Below are 14711 nucleotides of genomic sequence, written 5' to 3'. Positions count from 1 at the left end.
TGCCGAGTCGCGCGTCTAGCGAACCCGCATTGAAGGAGACGGAAATGCCCAAGATGAAGACAAAGTCGAGCGCCAAGAAGCGCTTCAAGATTACCGCGACCGGAAAGGTGAAAGCGGGTCAGGCCGGCAAGCGCCACGGCATGATCAAGCGCACCACCAAGTTCATCCGCGACGCCCGCGGCACCACCACCCTGTCGGCACCCGACGCCAAGATCGTCAAGGGCTTCATGCCCTACGACCGCTAAGAGGAGATCTGAGATATGTCCCGCGTTAAAGGTGGTACCACGACTCACGCCCGTCACAAGAAGGTCATCAAGGCAGCCAAAGGTTACTACGGCCGCCGCAAGAACACCTTCAAGGTTGCCCGTCAGGCCGTCGACAAGGCGAACCAGTACGCAACCCGCGACCGCAAGAACCGCAAGCGCAACTTCCGCGCGCTGTGGATCCAGCGGATCAACGCTGCTGTCCGTTCGCACGACGAAGCGCTGACCTACTCCCGCTTCATTAACGGCCTGACCCTGGCCGGCATCGAAGTGGACCGTAAGGTTCTGGCCGATCTGGCCGTGCACGAGCCCGAAGCCTTCGGCGCGATCGTTCGTCAGGCACAGGACGCGCTGGCCGCCTAAGGCTCCGGTCGCAATCAGAATTCAGAAAAGGCCGCCCATCGGGGCGGCCTTTTTGCATTTGGGGCGCGGGTCTGAGCCGGTTGTTTCCGGCTGGAGATGGGAAAGGACCGGGGGAACTCAGTGCGGCAGGGGCAGAACGCTGGTGAGGGTCGCGGTAGCGGCCAGAATTGCGAGGAGGATCAGCTTTTCCGCCTCGATGGACCGCGCCAGGCGGCGGCCTGCTAGGGCATCACCGGCCTGCATGGCGGGCACAAAGCGAGTCTTATTCACTGCTGCCAGACCAAGAAGCCCCCCCACGAGACCCAGTTTGACAAGCAGGGTTTGCCCGTATCCCGTGTTGAACAATTCCGCAGGCCCGCCTGCCAGCAGCCAGGCCATAAGCAGACCTGCCAGGATCAGCACGGGCACAATCACTGCCGCAGCCTGCCCGAACCGGTGGCCCAAGTGAGCGGCGCCTGCCAGATGCTTCGGCTGCCGCGACAGGCTGCGAAGCGGACTGAGTATGCCGATCCAGAAAGCTGCGCCCGCAAGGTGAAGCATAAGAAGCAGGCGCACGCCGGTTTGCTCCAGCCCGGAGATATGCCCGATTTGAGTCAGGGACCACAAGCCGGCTCCTGCGCCGGCCAGTGCGATCCACTGGCCAGGACCCGGGATGCAAAGCCCTGCTAGCAGCAGGCCACCCGCTGCGATCCGTAAGATCAGCGCTCCACCTGCCTGGGTTTGCCACAGCAGGGCCAGAATTTCCGGGTCGGCCATTCCTTGGGCGCTGCCCGTTAAAGCCGCCCCGCGCAGGGTAAAGCTCATGACTGCCGCAGCCAGTGCAATGACGGCAAGGCGCATGGCTTGTTTCCTGGTCCGGCCGCCAAGCAGTGACAGAGGCGCAGGAAACGCCGCACGTATAATCACCAGTCCGGCGGCCCCTAGAAAACCGGCATAAAGCGCCAGTTTCGCAAGGATCGCGGCCAGTCCCCAAAGATCCGGCATGTTCACTCGACCTGGAACGAAAACTCACCCCGCATGGCGTGGCCGTCAGCCCCCAGTCCGCGCCATTCGATACGGTACGTGCCTGCGCCCATCCCCTGGAGGGGCAGGACGAAGGTCCGGTCGAACCGTGCCGGACCGTCCAGGTCCAGTGGAACGGGCCCGTGGTCCTGATGCGCCATTTCCACCCGCGTCAGCCGGATGTCGTTTGCGAAGCTGAGGCTGATTTCTGCGGGAACCTCTGTTACCGCAGCACCGTTTGCTGGTGTTGTGCTCTCCACCGGCGAATGCGCCGCCGAGCCTGTGGCGAGGGCCGCTGCGAAGGCGGCCACGGCAAGTTTTTTCATTAAGTGTGCCCCTGGGGTCATGTTTCCAACTGCGCACCAGACAGTGCAATTGCACGGCAGTATCATGGCTGTGCCGCTGGCTGTCACCCCCTGTTTCCCTGCTTCACGGTGTCCAGGGCGCTCTTGGCCGACTCTGTCCCTACCACATCCGGGATTTGGCATACTCCGCATAGCCGGCGTCATAAGCCTCGGCTTCGAATCCCCCTTGCTGCTCCTTCAGGAACTGGCCGGCCGTGGGGACCGCCGGACGGTCTGCGTCCGGGTCCCACAGGCGGGAACGCATCAGCGCCTTGGCGCACTGGAAATAGAGCTCTTGGATGGTGATCACCGCGACGGTGGCAGGCAGCAGGGACTTGCGGGCGAAGTGGCTGCGCAGGCTCTCGTCCGCGGTCAGCACGGCGGTGCCGTTCACCCGCACCACGTTGTTGCAGCCCGGCACCATGAACATCAGGCTGACACGCGGGTCGCGGACGATGTTGCGCAAGCTGTCGATTCGGTTGTTGCCGCGCCAGTCGGGCAGCCAGAGGGTGCGGTCGTCCGCCATATGCACCACCGGGCCGTCATCGCCGCGCGGGCTGGCGTCGGTGCCTTCAGGTCCGATGGAGGACAGGATCACGAACTTCGAGGCGCCGATCCAGTCGCGGTAAAGCGGTGTCAAGCAGGTGGCGACCTTGGTCAGAGACTGCGGCACCGGGGGGCCGTAGATAGCCTCTAGCTCATCAGTGCTGGTGAGTGTCTGCATGGGTCCGGCCTCCTCTTGGTTGCGTTTTAGCTTGCCCTTTCGTGGCGATGGGGCCAGGTTTCGCGCAAATGGGCCAGAATGCGGACATCCGGCGGTGGGGATCGTCCTCGTCCGATGCGGTGCAGTTGCTGCCGCATGGGGTGGTATCCTACGCGCGCAGCTATCCGGACGGCTATGTTTCCGCCTGGCATGACCACCCGCGCCATCAGCTGGTCTATGCCGTGGCCGGGCTGATGATGGCTGAGGCCGGCGGCACCAGCTGGGCGGTGCCTGCGGGGTCAGGGCTGATCGTGCCGGCAGGTGTGCTGCATGAGATCCGGATGGCGGGGGAGGTGCAGCTGCAATCGCTGTATATCGACCCGGCGGAGCCGGGGGCGGATGCGATGGCGGAGTGCCGGGCGGTGACGGTGGCGCCGCTGCTGGCGGGTCTGATCGCGGCGCTGTGCGAAATGAACAACCCTTGGCCGCTGCCGCCGCGGGCGCACCATCTGAGCCGGCTGATCCTGATCGAGCTGGGCGCGGCCGCGAAGTCGCCGCTGTCGCTGCCTTATCCGTGTGACGCCCGGCTGCAGCGGGTCTGCGATGCGCTGATGGACAGCCCCGGGAGCATGCAGACCATTGATCATTGGGCGGCGCTGGCGGGGATGAGCCGCCGCAGTTTCACCCGCCGGTTCCAGCAGCAGACCGGTCTCAGCTTCGGGCGCTGGCGCGACCGGCTGCGCTGCCAGATCGCGCTGCGGGCCGAAGCGCGCGGCGCGCGGATGGAGCTGGTTGCGCAAAAGCTGGGCTACGCCAGCCGCCAGTCGCTGCTGGCGATGATGCGGCGGGTGGTTTGACCGGGTCCGTGCCGCATCGTAGTGATTTCCGGAATCGCGGAATGCGCCGCGATATGGCAGGTTGCGCCGGACTTTGACGGAGTGAGGCCAGCATGAAATTCATCCGGGATGTGATCGCGCAACTGGAAGCCCCGCGCGAGGCGCGGCCGCTGGGCAGCGGCTGGCTGTCGGGCTCCATGGCGCTGCTGGCGGCCATCACCGGGCTGCTGCTGGTGCTGCTGCGCTGGTACCCTGAGACGTTCTCCTATCCGCAGATCGCCTTCGTGCATTCCAGCGGCTATGTCACCGCCTTTCTGCGGTTTGTGCTGCTGGCGGGCTATGCGCTGTCGCTGCTGAGCCTGATCCTGAGCCGCCAGAAAAGCCTGGGCTGGGCGGCGCTGGGGCTATCCGTTGCGGCCTCGCTGATGGCCACGGCGCAGCCGCAGCATGCAGGCGAGGCGCCGCAGAGCCTGTATTTCGGGCTCGACTATTTCGTGGTGAACGTGCTGCTGGTCGGGTTCCTGTTTGTGCCGCTGGAGCGGTTCTTTCCGGCGCGGCGCGAGCAGACCGTGTTCCGCACCGAATGGCGCGAGGACATGTTCTATTATCTGGTCAGTTCCATGCTGGTGCAGGTGCTGACTTTCCTGACCATGGCACCCGCGTACTATGTGAACACCGAGTTTGATCTGGAGGGGATCCGCGCCCACATCACCAATCTGCCCTTTGCGGTGCAGGTGCTGATCATCATGGCCGCGACGGATTTCGTGCAGTACTGGGTGCACCGTGCCTTTCACAGTTTCCCGGCGCTGTGGCACTTCCATGCGATCCACCATTCAGCCAAGAAGATGGACTGGCTGGCCGGCGCGCGGATGCATTTCATCGAAATTGCGGTGCTGCGCGGGCTGACGGCGGTGCCGATGTTCACGCTGGGCTTCAAGCCGGAGGCGATCCAAGGATACCTGCTGATCGTCTACTTCTATTCAAGCTTCATCCACGCCAACATCGGCTGGAAGCTGGGCTTCCTGGAGCGGTTCCTGGTCACCCCGCGCTATCACCATTGGCATCACGGCAGCGAGCGGGCGGCGATCGACATCAACTATGCCTCGCATTTTCCGCTCTATGACTGGCTGTTCGGCACCCACCACCTGCCGGAGCAGGCCTGGCCGTCAAAGTACGGGGTGGCCGGTGATACGGTGCCAAACGGCTATTGGCGGCAGTTCCTGTACCCGTTCAACCAGAAGCGCTGGAAGAAGCAGCCGGATGAGGACCGCCGGGATTGAGGTCAGAGCCGTTTGCCATCAAAAATCTCTGACGGCAGAAGCAGGGCATTCACTCCTTCGACGCAACCCAGGTTGACGCGGTAGGTGCCGGGCGACAAGCGCGGCTCCACAAAAGTGCGGATGCCGCAGGTGCCGCAGAAATGATGCCTCGCAGCCATGGAGCCGAACCTGCAGGTCTTCAGCGCGCCATCGGCTGCGGCGATCGTCATGGCCTCCTTTGGTACCTTGAACGGGGTCAGACAGGCGGTCTTGCGGATGCAGATCGAGCGGTCGCATTGAATCGCGCTGGTGATTTCCGGTGCGCGGAAGGAACAGCGGACAGCGCCGCAATGGCAGCTGCCTGAATAGGTTTTCATGGTGTATCTCCCTTGGCGTTCAAGCGCGTTGCACGGGCTGAACGGAGTATTTCTTGTTATTCTGGCCAGGAATTTTCCACAGGCAGCTCCGGGGGCGGGATCGGGCTGCAATAGTGTTGACGCGCCTGCACTTTAGTCTAAGTTGCGCCTTCGTTCGCAAGAGAAGAGCCGGTTTGGACTTATGAAATTTAACATTATGTGCGCTGCCGGTGCTGTGTTGCTGGCTGGCTGTCAAAGCAGCACGAACACTGAAACGTTCACCGCCAGGCCGCAGGCCGCGTCCGCCAGCATTACCAAGGCACAGATTGAGAGCTGCTGGAAGAAAGCGGGCATCCAGGGCGATCTTTACAAGTTTATGACGCCGGAAGAGGCCGCAGGTGTGCAGCCGGGCGGAGTCTTTACCAAGGAAAAACACGCAGTATTTACCGCTTGCCTGAGCGCCTGAGCTGAACCTCAGGCCGCCACCCCGTGGGGGCCGTGGCGGATGATGGCCCACTGGCCATAGCTGTCGTTCAGGTCCAGCTTGATCGCAGCATCGGACCTGGTAGAGGCGCTGCCGATCTCGGCCAGGGTGAATTCGATGCCGCCGGGAATGTCGATGCGGACCCGGTGCTCGCCGCCGCCATGCGGGGCCTGAATCGGGCGGCCGCTGGAAGTGACCAGCCCTTCGATGTCCAGCTTGGCGGTGCGGTTTTCTATGTCGACCTCGTAGTCGATCCGCTTGGTCAGTGTCTCATGCACGGTGTCGCACATGGCGTGGTAAACCCACCAGTGGGTGGCTTCTTCATCCGTTTCTCCGCCCGTGAGCACGGTTTCCAGCGCCGCGCGCTGTGCCTCCGTGGCGCGGTCGTCGATGATCGCCTGCATCGCGCCCTTGCCTTCGAATACCGGGCCGGGCCAGGCATAGAGCAGGGCGGCGCGGGCGCCCGCCAGGTCGGTTTCGCCAAAGTGGCCCTTGTCGATTTGGAACACCTCGAATCCGGTGCAATGCCCATGGGTGGGCAGGTCCTCGAACTGGCAGGGGCAGCCGTAGTTGCAGTTGCAGTTCCCGAAGCTGGGGCCTTCGATATACCAATCCACATTTGCCATGGCTGTCCTCCGGTTGTTCTGCTGAATGGGATGCGCTGTCCCGCGCACCGCAAGTATAGCACATAAACGGTGCCCAAGCCGGGCGGCGGGTCAGGAGCAGCCAGCCTCCGCCGCGGCGACCGGGAACAGGCGGTCGTAGGCGAGAGTGAAGCCGTAGGTGTAGACCACCACGAAGGAGGTCACCGTCAGGTCGGTGGCCAGGGCCTGCCAGAGACCGAGGTTCAGCCACCAGATGTAGATGGGCAGCGAGGTGATCAGCAGCGTTGCCTCAAACCCGATGGCGTGCAGGATACGGCCCACCGGCGAGCGGTCGCTGGAAACCCGTCCCGCCCTGGCGTCGGCCTGGTCGAAGATCCAGTTGTAGAGGAGGTTCAGCAGCATTGCCTTCAGCGACAGGATGACGCCCAGGAGGCCGATATCGCTGAGCGGTTTGTCAAAGAAGGCGGCGCCGACCGGCACCAGCACTGCCATCAGCAGGATCTCGAAACTGATCGTGTAGCGCAGCCGGTCCTTGGCTGTCCGCATTGCAACGTTGCCTGCCATCCTGAGCCTCCTTTTGCAGTCTGGGCGTTGCCTTGGTTCTATCGGTATTTCATGATGCATCCAGTCAGTATGTATCTGAAAGACAGATAGGTGGGCCATGATGTCTCCAGAAACCCTGCAGGCCTTTGTGCTGGCCGCCGAACTGGGCTCGTTCTCGGCCGCGGCGCGGCGGATGGGCAAGGCGCAGTCGGCAATTTCCACCGCGATTGCCAATTTGGAGATTGACTGCGGGCTGCAGCTGTTCGACCGCAGCGGGCGCTCGCCGGTGCTGACAAGGGCGGGGCAGGAGATGCTGCCCCACGCGCGCGGGATCCTCCTGGGCCAGCGGGAGTTTGCGGCCAAGGCGGCGTCGATGGCTGAAGGTGTGGAGGACAGCCTGTGCCTGGCGGTCGAGCAGGGGCTGAACATGGCGCCGCTGCTGGAGGCGCTGGGCGGTTTTGCCGAAGCCTATCCGCACGTGGCGCTGGAGATCCTGTCGGCTGGCCCCAATGACACCGCGGCGCTGCTGAAAGAAGGCCGCGCCGATCTGGGGTTGATGACCGAGCAGGAGTTTTACCCCGAGGGGTTTCAGTTCCGCGGCGTCGGCCACATGGCGGTGGTGCCGGTTTGCGGGCGGGGTCACCCGCTGGCCGCCCTTGGCCCGCTGGCCCACCGCGACCTGCGGGCGCACCGCCAGTTGGTGCTGCGCAGCCGCGCCCGGGACGCGAAATGGCAGATCGGCGAACCCCACAGCGCCATGGTGTGGTGTGCGGAAAGCCCGGGCGTGATTATCGAATTGCTGCGGCAGAGGCTGGGCTGGGCCGAGCTGCCGCTGCCGGCGGTGCAGCCGCATCTGGACAGCGGCGCGCTGGTACGGCTGTGCTATGGCTTTCAGCAGAGCGATGCGCTGGCCGGCATCGACGTGGTCTGGACGTCGCAGCGGGTGCTGGGGCAGGCCGGGCAATGGCTGCAGCAGCATCTGCTGAAGCTGCCGCAGGAGGCCTGGCGGTGCTGAGGGTTGCCGTCGCCGGCCCGTCGCCGCACGCCGTGGTGACACACCGTCAGGGCATCGGCCCTAGCCCTCTTGCTTTCAGCGGCCCTTGTGGTAGCAGGGCACAAGCAGAATTCGAGGGGCCGTGATGGACGATCTTAAAGCCAAATACCTGGGTCAGATTGCAGAGGCCGCCGACGAGGCGGCGCTGGAGGCGATCCGCCTTGCCGCCGTCGGCAAGAAGGGCGAAGTGGCGCTGAAGATGCGCGAGCTGGGCAAGATGACCCCGGAAGAGCGCCAGGCGGCGGGCCCGGCGCTGAACGCGTTGAAGGATGAGATCAACTCGGCCCTGGCGGCCAAGAAGGCCGGTCTGGAAGATGCCGCTCTGGATGAGCGCCTGCGCACCGAATGGCTGGACGTGACCCTGCCGTCGCGCCCTACCCGTCAGGGCAGCCTGCATCCTATCAGCCAGGTGCAGGAAGAGATCACCGCGATCTTTGCCGAACTGGGCTTTTCCGTTGCCGAAGGGCCGCGGATCGACACCGACTGGTACAACTTCGATGCGCTGAACATCCCCGGCCACCATCCGGCACGCGCTGAGATGGACACGTTCTATATGCACCGTGCCGAGGGCGACAACCGCCCGCCGCATGTGCTGCGCACCCATACCTCGCCGGTGCAGATCCGCTCGATGGAGAAGATGGGCGCGCCGCTGCGCATCATCTGCCCGGGCGGCGTCTACCGCGCCGACTATGACCAGACCCACACGCCGATGTTCCACCAGGTCGAAGGCCTGGCGCTCGACAAGGACATCTCGATGGCGAACCTCAAGTGGGTGCTGGAGGAGTTTGTCAAATCCTTCTTTGAGGTGGATGATGTGGAGCTGCGCTTCCGCGCCTCGCATTTCCCCTTCACCGAGCCGTCGGCTGAAGTGGACATCCGCTGCTCCTGGGAGGGTGGTGCGCTGAAGATCGGCGAGGGCGACGACTGGATGGAGATCCTCGGCTCCGGCATGGTGCACCCCAAGGTGATCGCGGCGGGCGGCATCGACCCGGAGATCTACCAGGGCTTTGCCTTCGGCATCGGCATCGACCGTCTGGCGATGCTGAAATACGGCATCCCCGATCTGCGCGCCTTCTTCGACAGCGACCTGCGCTGGCTGCGCCACTACGGCTTCCAGAGCCTCGACATGCCGGCGCTGCATGGCGGGTTGAGCCGGTAGGTGTATCTGATCGGCGTAATATTCGCGGGCTACATCGACTGGTGTACTGCGTTTTGCGAAAGAAAGCCGAGATGGGTACTGCTGCCAATTCTGTTCCTGGCCGTTGTGCCGGTCTGGCTGCTGATGTTCGTTAAAGCTCCGGTGCTGCTGGCGCTGGTCTACATGATCACAGTGGGCCCAGCAGCTGCAGCTTTTTGGCATGCGCATTCGAATGTTTGGCAGCGGCGGGACCAGATCAAAGCAGATCAGCGCGCGGGTGCATTTAAGACAAAGAAGCTGCTTAAAGGCCTCAAGCGTTAAAACTGTGAGTTTTCGCGGGGGCGCAGCCCCGCATCGCGCCCGACCCGCCCCCAGGGCGGGCGCGATACGCCCACCCTCGGGTCCGGCGCGATGCTCCGTGATTGAACACAACGGTCGCGCCAAAATGGGATACGTGCAGTCTTCCAGTATTGTCCCTAGCGCGGAATCAAGGCCGAGAGGCCGCCGCGCCATCGCCTGATCGCCCGCACGGGCAGGCGATTTGGTGCCACCAGCGCACCAGCCAGACGCCGTACGGACTTGGCCGGAATTAACTGCCAAACACCATCGCTGGTTCGCCTCCCCGAGGTCAGGCGATGACGCGGCTCAGTCGCTGCCGCCCACAAACTTGTGACGTGACAGCTGCCGTGTTGTGGCTACCCTAAGGCGAATGATCCGAGCTGTTCTTTCCCTTTCCGCCGTCCTGCTGTGGGCCTCAGCCGCTGCTGCCATGGGGCCGCCGAAACCCGCCGGGTGCCAGGACGCAACACCCTGCGAACTGGGGGACCGCTCTTATCACGTGATGGAGCCGGAGGGCTGGGACGGAGTCTCGCCGCTGCCGGTGCTCTTGCATTTCCACGGCTGGTCCCGCACCGGGCGCCATGCCCAGAAAAGCAACCGGGTGGGGACCTCGGCCAAGCGCCGCGGCGTGCTGCTGGTGACGCCTAACGGGCGGCGCAAGACCTGGGATTTCTGGTCGGCGGAGACCGAGGACGTTGCCTTTGCCGACGCGGTTCTGGCGGACGTCGCCAAGCGTTACCCCGTTGATCGCGAACGCATTTATGTTTCCGGCTATTCCTATGGCGCGGCCATGGCCTGGCGCTATGTCTGCCGCAGCGGCAATGATGTGGCGGCGCTCCTGGCGGTGGCGGGCACCATCCAGCAGAGTGAAAACTGTCCCGAAGCCCCGCGCGAGGTGCGCCATGTGCATGGGCTGAAGGACACGGTAATGGATTTCCCCTACGGCCCCGGCGGCGAGCGGACCTATCCGGTGGCGCTGTGGCGGGCGCGGCTGGGCTGCGGTGCGGCGCGGGCGCTGGGGCAGTGGCAGGTGGTGGAGTTCCTGAAACTGGAGCGCACGGTCTGGGCGGGCTGCGCCGGAGGGCAGGTGGTGCTGGACACCCATCCCGGCGGCCATTTCATCCCGCACGGCTGGATCGGGCGGCAATTGGATGAGCTTTTGAACCTCACTCCCAGCTATCCTTAGGCGACGGTGTGCTGAACCCTTGAACCTTGGCGCATTCTTTGCCATTGCCTCGGGTCAAACACGCATGTCTGCCAAGGGGTCCCCGACCGATGAAATTCACGCTTTCCTGGCTGAAAGACCACCTCGACACCGACGCTTCGGTGGAAGAGATCACTGACGCCCTGACCGATCTGGGCCTTGAGGTCGAAGGGGTCGTCAATCCGGCGGACGCGCTGAAGGACTTTACCCTCGGCTATGTGAAGCACGCCGAGAAGCACCCGGATGCCGACAAGCTGCGGGTCTGCAAGGTGGACACCGACGAGGGCGAGTTGCAGATCATCTGCGGCGCGCCGAACGCGCGTGAAGGCATCACCGTGGTGGTCTGCAAGCCGGGCATGTATATCCCCGGCCTCGACATCACCATCGGCGTCGGCAAGATCCGCGGCATCGAGAGCTTCGGCATGATGGCCTCCGAGCGCGAGCTGGAGCTGTCGGAAGAGCATGACGGCATCATCGAGCTGCCCTCCGGCGCGGTTGGCGACAAGTTTGTGGACTGGCTGGCGGAGAACGATCCGGCCAAGGTCGATCCGGTCATCGAGATCGCGATCACCCCGAACCGCCCCGATGCGCTGGGCGTCTACGGCATTGCCCGCGACCTGGCGGCGCGCGGCCTGGGCACCCTGAAGACCCGTGCGTTTGAGGCGATCCCGGGCGACTTCGCAAGCCCGATCAAGGTCACCATCGACGAGGACACCCTCGACGGCTGCCCGCTGTTTGCCGGCCGCCTGATCAAAGGTGTGAAAAACGGCCCCAGCCCGCAGTGGCTGCAGGACCGGCTGACGGCGATCGGCCTGCGCCCGATCTCGGCGCTGGTGGATGTGACCAACTTTTTCACCTTCGACCAGAACCGCCCGCTGCATGTGTTCGATGCGGCCAAGGTGCAGGGCAGCCTGCGGGTCCACCGCGCCCAAGGCGGCGAGACGCTGGTGGCGCTGGATGAGAAGGAATACACCCTTGGCGCGGGCCACATGGTGATCTCCGACGAAAAGGGTGTGGAGAGCATCGGCGGCATCATGGGCGGCGAGGAGACTGGCTGTACCGGGGAAACCGTGGATGTGTTCCTGGAGAGCGCCTTCTGGGATCACGTGCAGATCGCGATGGCGGGCCGGGCGCTCAAGATCAATTCGGATGCGCGCTACCGCTTCGAGCGCGGGGTGGACCCGGAATACACCATCGAGGGCCTGCACCGGGCGACCCAGATGATCCTGGACCTGTGCGGCGGCGAGCCGTCCGAGGTGGTGATCGCGGGCGACGTGCCGGATCATTCGCGCGCTTACAAGCTGGACGCGGACCGGGTACAATCGCTGGTGGGGATGGAGATCCCGGAAAGCGATCAGCGCCAGACCCTGACCCGCCTGGGCTTCCGCCTGGAAGGCAATATGGCGCATGTGCCCAGCTGGCGCCCGGACGTGCAGGGCGAGGCCGACCTGGTGGAAGAGGTGGCGCGGATTGCCTCGCTGACCAAGCTGGTGGGCAAGCCGCTGCCGCGGCTGACCGACGGCATCCCGAAGCCGGTGATGACCCCGCAGCAGCGCCGCCAGCAGATGGCGCGCCGCACCTGCGCCAGCCTCGGCTATAATGAGGTCGTCAGCTACAGCTTCATCGACAAGGCCTCGGCGGCGCTGTTCGGCGGCGGTGACGATGCCACCATGCTGGCCAACCCGATCTCGTCCGAGATGTCGCACATGCGCCCCGATCTGCTGGCGGGCCTGCTGCAGGCCGCGGCCCGCAACCAGGCGCGCGGCTACATGGACCTGGCGCTGTTTGAGGCCGGCCCTGCCTTCACCGGCGGCGAGCCGGGCGAGCAGGTCAATCAGATCGCGGGCCTTTTGGTGGGGCGCACCGGGCCGAAGGACGTGCATGGCGCATCGCGCGCGGTGGATCTCTATGATGCCAAGGCCGACATCGAAGCGGTGCTGGCCGCCATCGGCGCGCCGACCAAGGTGCAGATCCTGCGCGAAGGCGCCGCCTGGTGGCACCCGGGCCGTCATGGCCGCATCTGCCTGGGGCCGAAGAAGACCCTGGGCGTCTTCGGCGAGCTGCACCCGAAGGTTCTGAAAGCGATGGGCATCAAGGGTGCGGCTGTCGCCTTCACCATTTTCCCGGATGAGGTGCCGCTGCCGCGCAAATCCGGTGCCACCCGCCCGGCGCTGGCGATCAGCGACCTGCAGGCGGTGGAGCGCGACTTTGCCTTTGTCGTCGATGATAGCATCGAGGCACTGACCCTGGTCAACGCTGCCGCCGGTGCCGACAAGGCGCTGATTGAGGATGTGCGCGTCTTTGACGAGTTCATCGGCGGCTCCCTGGGCGAGGGCAAGAAGTCGCTGGCGATCACCGTGCGGCTGCAGCCCAGCGATAAGACGCTGAAGGAAAAGGACATCGAGGCAGTGAGCGAGAAGATCATTGCCAAGGTGACCAAGGCGACCGGCGGCACCCTGCGCGGGTAAAATTTGGTCCACGGCTTTTCTGAAAAGCCTTGGCAAAAGTTTTGAGGAAAACTTTTGGGCGGCTCCCGGTTCCGGGGCTGCCCTTTTCCTTGCGGCGGCGGTTCAGAACCGCATCTTCAGCCCGGTCAGGTAGTCGGCCAGAACGTCGAACACCAGGCGGATGCGGCGGCTGGTGTGCAACTCGCGGTGGGTGGCCAGCCACAGCGGGAACTCCAACGGCGGCAGATCCTCAAGGTCCAAGGGTTCCACATCCGGGTTTTTGCGGGCGATGGCGTCCAGCATCGGCACGATGCCGAAGCCCTGCCGCATCAGTTCCCAGGCCGCCAGGCCGCTGGTGGAGCCGACGGGGAAGTTCTCTGCGCTCAGCCGGATGCCGAGCGGTTCCATGTAGCCCAGGAACTGGGGAATGTCGCCGAAGGAAACAAAGTCATGGGTGCTGAGGTCGGCGCGGCAGCGGGGCGTTCCCCGGCGTTCCAGGTAGCTGCGGGAGGCATAGAAGCGGGCAGTGGTGTCCTGCATCTTGCGGGCGATCAGCTCCGGCTGTTCCGGGCGGACATGGCGGACCGCGATATCGGCTTCGCGCCGCTGCAGGTCGCGGATGTCGTCCGCCGCGACGATCTCAATCCGCAGCCGCGGCGCCTGCTGGCGCAGCCGCGGCAGCACCCCGGGCAGGATATGGGCCGAGATGCCGTCGCTGGCGGTGATGCGGACCAGCCCTTCGATGGTTTGCGCTTGTCCTGTTGCCGCAAGGGCCAGCCCGTCAGCCGCTTCGCCCATCCTGCGGCTGTGCGCCAGCAGCTCCCGTCCCGCCTCGGTCAGTGCCAAGGCTCGGCCAAGGCGTTCGAACAGCAGCACGCCCAGCTCGGCCTCCAGCGCCGCGACCTGGCGAGACAGCGTTGGCTGGGTGAGGCCAAGCTTGCGTGCCGCTGCTGACAGAGAGCCGGCTTCAGCGGTGGCGAGAAAGGCGCGGATATGGTTCCAATCGGGGCTCATTATGCAAATACGTATAACGACCCTGCGCATTTCGGCAATTTATCCGTGGTTCCTGCATGGGTAGGATTTGCGCATCCAAGGAGATGTGCCATGACCGCCGACGCCCGTTTTTGGAACAGGATCGCCCCGAAATACGCAAAGTCCAAGATCCGCGACATGGATGCCTACCGCCATGCGCTGGAGCGGACACGGTCCTATCTCAAGGCGGATCACACCGTGCTGGAACTGGGCTGCGGCACCGGCTCCACCGCCATTGAGCTGGCGGGCGGGGTTTCCAGGATTGTCGCAACTGATCTGTCGGAGGCTATGCTGGAGGTTGGCCGCGAGCGGGCCTGGGATGCTGGCGCCGGTAACGTCGAGTTTCAATGCTGCAGCGCCGGGCAGGCGCCGGAGGGCCCGTTTGATGCGGTCCTGGCGCATAACCTGCTGCATCTGCTGCCGGATCTGGCGGAGGTTTTGGACGGCGTCGCAGAACGGGTGAAGCCCGGCGGGCTGTTCATCTCCAAGACCCCCTGTTTGGGCGAGATGCGGGGCAGCTGGAAATACTGGCTGTTTTCGGCGGCCATCCCGCTGATGCGGCTGGCAGGCAAGGCGCCCAGCTATGTGGATTTCATCAACATCCGCAGGCTGGAGACGGCAGTGCAGAAGGCGGGGTTCGAGATCAACGAGACCGGCAACTACCCGGCCGATACGCCCGGGCGCTACCTGGTGGCGCGGCGGCGCTGAATTTTGCCTTTGCGGCTTCCGCGCTAGGTAA

General features: G+C 64.5%; 18 protein-coding genes. 11 read left to right on the top strand and 7 right to left on the bottom strand.

Features of this window, described 5'->3' with window-relative positions:
* Positions 1–44: 44 nt before the first annotated feature.
* Positions 45–245, top strand: coding sequence for a 50S ribosomal protein L35 (rpmI, locus tag GKC28_RS11985; protein WP_019298273.1), 201 nt, complete (start codon positions 45–47; stop codon positions 243–245).
* Positions 246–260: 15 nt separating this feature from the next.
* Positions 261–626, top strand: coding sequence for a 50S ribosomal protein L20 (gene rplT, locus GKC28_RS11980; protein WP_008557989.1), 366 nt, complete (start codon positions 261–263; stop codon positions 624–626).
* A gap of 117 nt (positions 627–743) precedes the next feature.
* Here rplT and GKC28_RS11975 read toward each other — a convergent pair whose 3' ends face one another.
* The 3 genes from GKC28_RS11975 to GKC28_RS11965 all read right to left on the bottom strand — a co-directional run bounded on the left by GKC28_RS11975 (position 744) and on the right by GKC28_RS11965 (position 2696).
* Entirely contained in the window at positions 744–1466 is a 723-nt protein-coding gene (locus tag GKC28_RS11975; protein ID WP_254604212.1) for a copper resistance D family protein, read from the bottom strand.
* A gap of 146 nt (positions 1467–1612) precedes the next feature.
* Positions 1613–1954: a copper resistance CopC family protein gene (locus tag GKC28_RS11970; RefSeq protein ID WP_174147119.1), complete on the bottom strand. Its 342-nt coding sequence runs from the start codon at positions 1952–1954 to the stop codon at positions 1613–1615.
* 139 nt (positions 1955–2093) lie between these two features.
* Entirely contained in the window at positions 2094–2696 is a 603-nt protein-coding gene (locus GKC28_RS11965) for a pyridoxamine 5'-phosphate oxidase family protein (RefSeq protein WP_174147117.1), read from the bottom strand.
* Between the two features lie 68 nt (positions 2697–2764).
* Between GKC28_RS11965 and GKC28_RS11960 the strand changes: the two genes are divergently transcribed.
* Both GKC28_RS11960 and GKC28_RS11955 read left to right on the top strand, forming a co-directional pair.
* Positions 2765–3532 (top strand): helix-turn-helix domain-containing protein, encoded by a 768-nt coding sequence (locus tag GKC28_RS11960; protein ID WP_174147115.1) that lies wholly within the window; start codon positions 2765–2767, stop codon positions 3530–3532.
* A 92-nt stretch (positions 3533–3624) separates the two neighbouring features.
* The gene (locus GKC28_RS11955; RefSeq protein ID WP_174147114.1) at positions 3625–4791 is read left to right on the top strand and encodes a sterol desaturase family protein; all 1167 of its coding nucleotides are present in this window, start codon (positions 3625–3627) and stop codon (positions 4789–4791) included.
* Between the two features lie 2 nt (positions 4792–4793).
* Here GKC28_RS11955 and GKC28_RS11950 read toward each other — a convergent pair whose 3' ends face one another.
* The gene (locus GKC28_RS11950) at positions 4794–5147 is read right to left on the bottom strand and encodes a GFA family protein (protein ID WP_174147112.1); all 354 of its coding nucleotides are present in this window, start codon (positions 5145–5147) and stop codon (positions 4794–4796) included.
* Positions 5148–5328: 181 nt separating this feature from the next.
* Here GKC28_RS11950 and GKC28_RS11945 point away from each other — a divergent pair, with 181 nt between their 5' ends.
* Positions 5329–5592 carry a 50S ribosomal protein L20 gene (locus GKC28_RS11945; protein WP_174147110.1) on the top strand — a complete coding sequence of 88 codons (264 nt, stop codon included), beginning with the start codon at positions 5329–5331 and terminating at the stop codon, positions 5590–5592.
* A gap of 8 nt (positions 5593–5600) precedes the next feature.
* On the opposite strand, the gene GKC28_RS11940 is transcribed toward GKC28_RS11945, so the two are convergent.
* Together GKC28_RS11940 and GKC28_RS11935 are read right to left on the bottom strand one after the other, a co-directional pair.
* Positions 5601–6236: a DUF1326 domain-containing protein gene (locus GKC28_RS11940; RefSeq protein ID WP_174147108.1), complete on the bottom strand. Its 636-nt coding sequence runs from the start codon at positions 6234–6236 to the stop codon at positions 5601–5603.
* A gap of 90 nt (positions 6237–6326) precedes the next feature.
* On the bottom strand, positions 6327–6779 hold the full coding sequence (locus tag GKC28_RS11935) for a PACE efflux transporter (RefSeq protein WP_174147107.1): 453 nt from the start codon (positions 6777–6779) through the stop codon (positions 6327–6329).
* A gap of 100 nt (positions 6780–6879) precedes the next feature.
* On the opposite strand from GKC28_RS11935, the gene GKC28_RS11930 reads away from it, so the two are divergent.
* The 5 genes from GKC28_RS11930 (at position 6880) to pheT (ending at position 12961) form a co-directional block, all read left to right on the top strand.
* Positions 6880–7773: a LysR family transcriptional regulator gene (locus GKC28_RS11930; protein ID WP_217434061.1), complete on the top strand. Its 894-nt coding sequence runs from the start codon at positions 6880–6882 to the stop codon at positions 7771–7773.
* A 124-nt stretch (positions 7774–7897) separates the two neighbouring features.
* Positions 7898–8971 carry a phenylalanine--tRNA ligase subunit alpha gene (gene pheS / locus GKC28_RS11925; protein ID WP_174147105.1) on the top strand — a complete coding sequence of 358 codons (1074 nt, stop codon included), beginning with the start codon at positions 7898–7900 and terminating at the stop codon, positions 8969–8971.
* Positions 8972–9271 (top strand): hypothetical protein, encoded by a 300-nt coding sequence (locus GKC28_RS11920; protein WP_174147104.1) that lies wholly within the window; start codon positions 8972–8974, stop codon positions 9269–9271.
* A 388-nt stretch (positions 9272–9659) separates the two neighbouring features.
* Entirely contained in the window at positions 9660–10475 is an 816-nt protein-coding gene (locus GKC28_RS11915; RefSeq protein WP_174147103.1) for a PHB depolymerase family esterase, read from the top strand.
* 89 nt (positions 10476–10564) lie between these two features.
* A complete protein-coding gene (pheT, locus tag GKC28_RS11910; RefSeq protein WP_174147102.1) occupies positions 10565–12961 on the top strand; it encodes a phenylalanine--tRNA ligase subunit beta in 2397 nt (798 codons plus the stop codon).
* Between the two features lie 102 nt (positions 12962–13063).
* On the opposite strand, the gene GKC28_RS11905 is transcribed toward pheT, so the two are convergent.
* Positions 13064–13957 (bottom strand): LysR family transcriptional regulator, encoded by an 894-nt coding sequence (locus tag GKC28_RS11905; protein ID WP_174147245.1) that lies wholly within the window; start codon positions 13955–13957, stop codon positions 13064–13066.
* Between the two features lie 87 nt (positions 13958–14044).
* On the opposite strand from GKC28_RS11905, the gene GKC28_RS11900 reads away from it, so the two are divergent.
* A complete protein-coding gene (locus tag GKC28_RS11900) occupies positions 14045–14680 on the top strand; it encodes a class I SAM-dependent methyltransferase (protein ID WP_174147101.1) in 636 nt (211 codons plus the stop codon).
* Positions 14681–14711: the final 31 nt, after the last annotated feature.

Source organism: Leisingera sp. ANG59 (assembly GCF_013317235.1).
Classification (GTDB): domain Bacteria; phylum Pseudomonadota; class Alphaproteobacteria; order Rhodobacterales; family Rhodobacteraceae; genus Leisingera.
Note: the sequence above shows the minus strand (reverse complement) of the source record. Positions and strands in the feature narration are given on the sequence as shown.

Bases quoted from the DNA above. Each gene is read 5' to 3' on its own strand.
- rpmI (WP_019298273.1), top strand. From the start codon at position 45: ATGCCCAAGATGAAGACAAAGTCGAGCGCCAAGAAGCGCTTCAAGATT.
- rplT (WP_008557989.1), top strand. From the start codon at position 261: ATGTCCCGCGTTAAAGGTGGTACCACGACTCACGCCCGTCACAAGAAG.
- GKC28_RS11975 (WP_254604212.1), bottom strand. From the start codon at position 1,466: ATGCGCCTTGCCGTCATTGCACTGGCTGCGGCAGTCATGAGCTTTACC.
- GKC28_RS11970 (WP_174147119.1), bottom strand. From the start codon at position 1,954: ATGAAAAAACTTGCCGTGGCCGCCTTCGCAGCGGCCCTCGCCACAGGC.
- GKC28_RS11965 (WP_174147117.1), bottom strand. From the start codon at position 2,696: ATGCAGACACTCACCAGCACTGATGAGCTAGAGGCTATCTACGGCCCC.
- GKC28_RS11960 (WP_174147115.1), top strand. From the start codon at position 2,765: ATGGGCCAGAATGCGGACATCCGGCGGTGGGGATCGTCCTCGTCCGAT.
- GKC28_RS11955 (WP_174147114.1), top strand. From the start codon at position 3,625: ATGAAATTCATCCGGGATGTGATCGCGCAACTGGAAGCCCCGCGCGAG.
- GKC28_RS11950 (WP_174147112.1), bottom strand. From the start codon at position 5,147: ATGAAAACCTATTCAGGCAGCTGCCATTGCGGCGCTGTCCGCTGTTCC.
- GKC28_RS11945 (WP_174147110.1), top strand. From the start codon at position 5,329: ATGAAATTTAACATTATGTGCGCTGCCGGTGCTGTGTTGCTGGCTGGC.
- GKC28_RS11940 (WP_174147108.1), bottom strand. From the start codon at position 6,236: ATGGCAAATGTGGATTGGTATATCGAAGGCCCCAGCTTCGGGAACTGC.
- GKC28_RS11935 (WP_174147107.1), bottom strand. From the start codon at position 6,779: ATGGCAGGCAACGTTGCAATGCGGACAGCCAAGGACCGGCTGCGCTAC.
- GKC28_RS11930 (WP_217434061.1), top strand. From the start codon at position 6,880: ATGTCTCCAGAAACCCTGCAGGCCTTTGTGCTGGCCGCCGAACTGGGC.
- pheS (WP_174147105.1), top strand. From the start codon at position 7,898: ATGGACGATCTTAAAGCCAAATACCTGGGTCAGATTGCAGAGGCCGCC.
- GKC28_RS11915 (WP_174147103.1), top strand. From the start codon at position 9,660: ATGATCCGAGCTGTTCTTTCCCTTTCCGCCGTCCTGCTGTGGGCCTCA.
- pheT (WP_174147102.1), top strand. From the start codon at position 10,565: ATGAAATTCACGCTTTCCTGGCTGAAAGACCACCTCGACACCGACGCT.
- GKC28_RS11900 (WP_174147101.1), top strand. From the start codon at position 14,045: ATGACCGCCGACGCCCGTTTTTGGAACAGGATCGCCCCGAAATACGCA.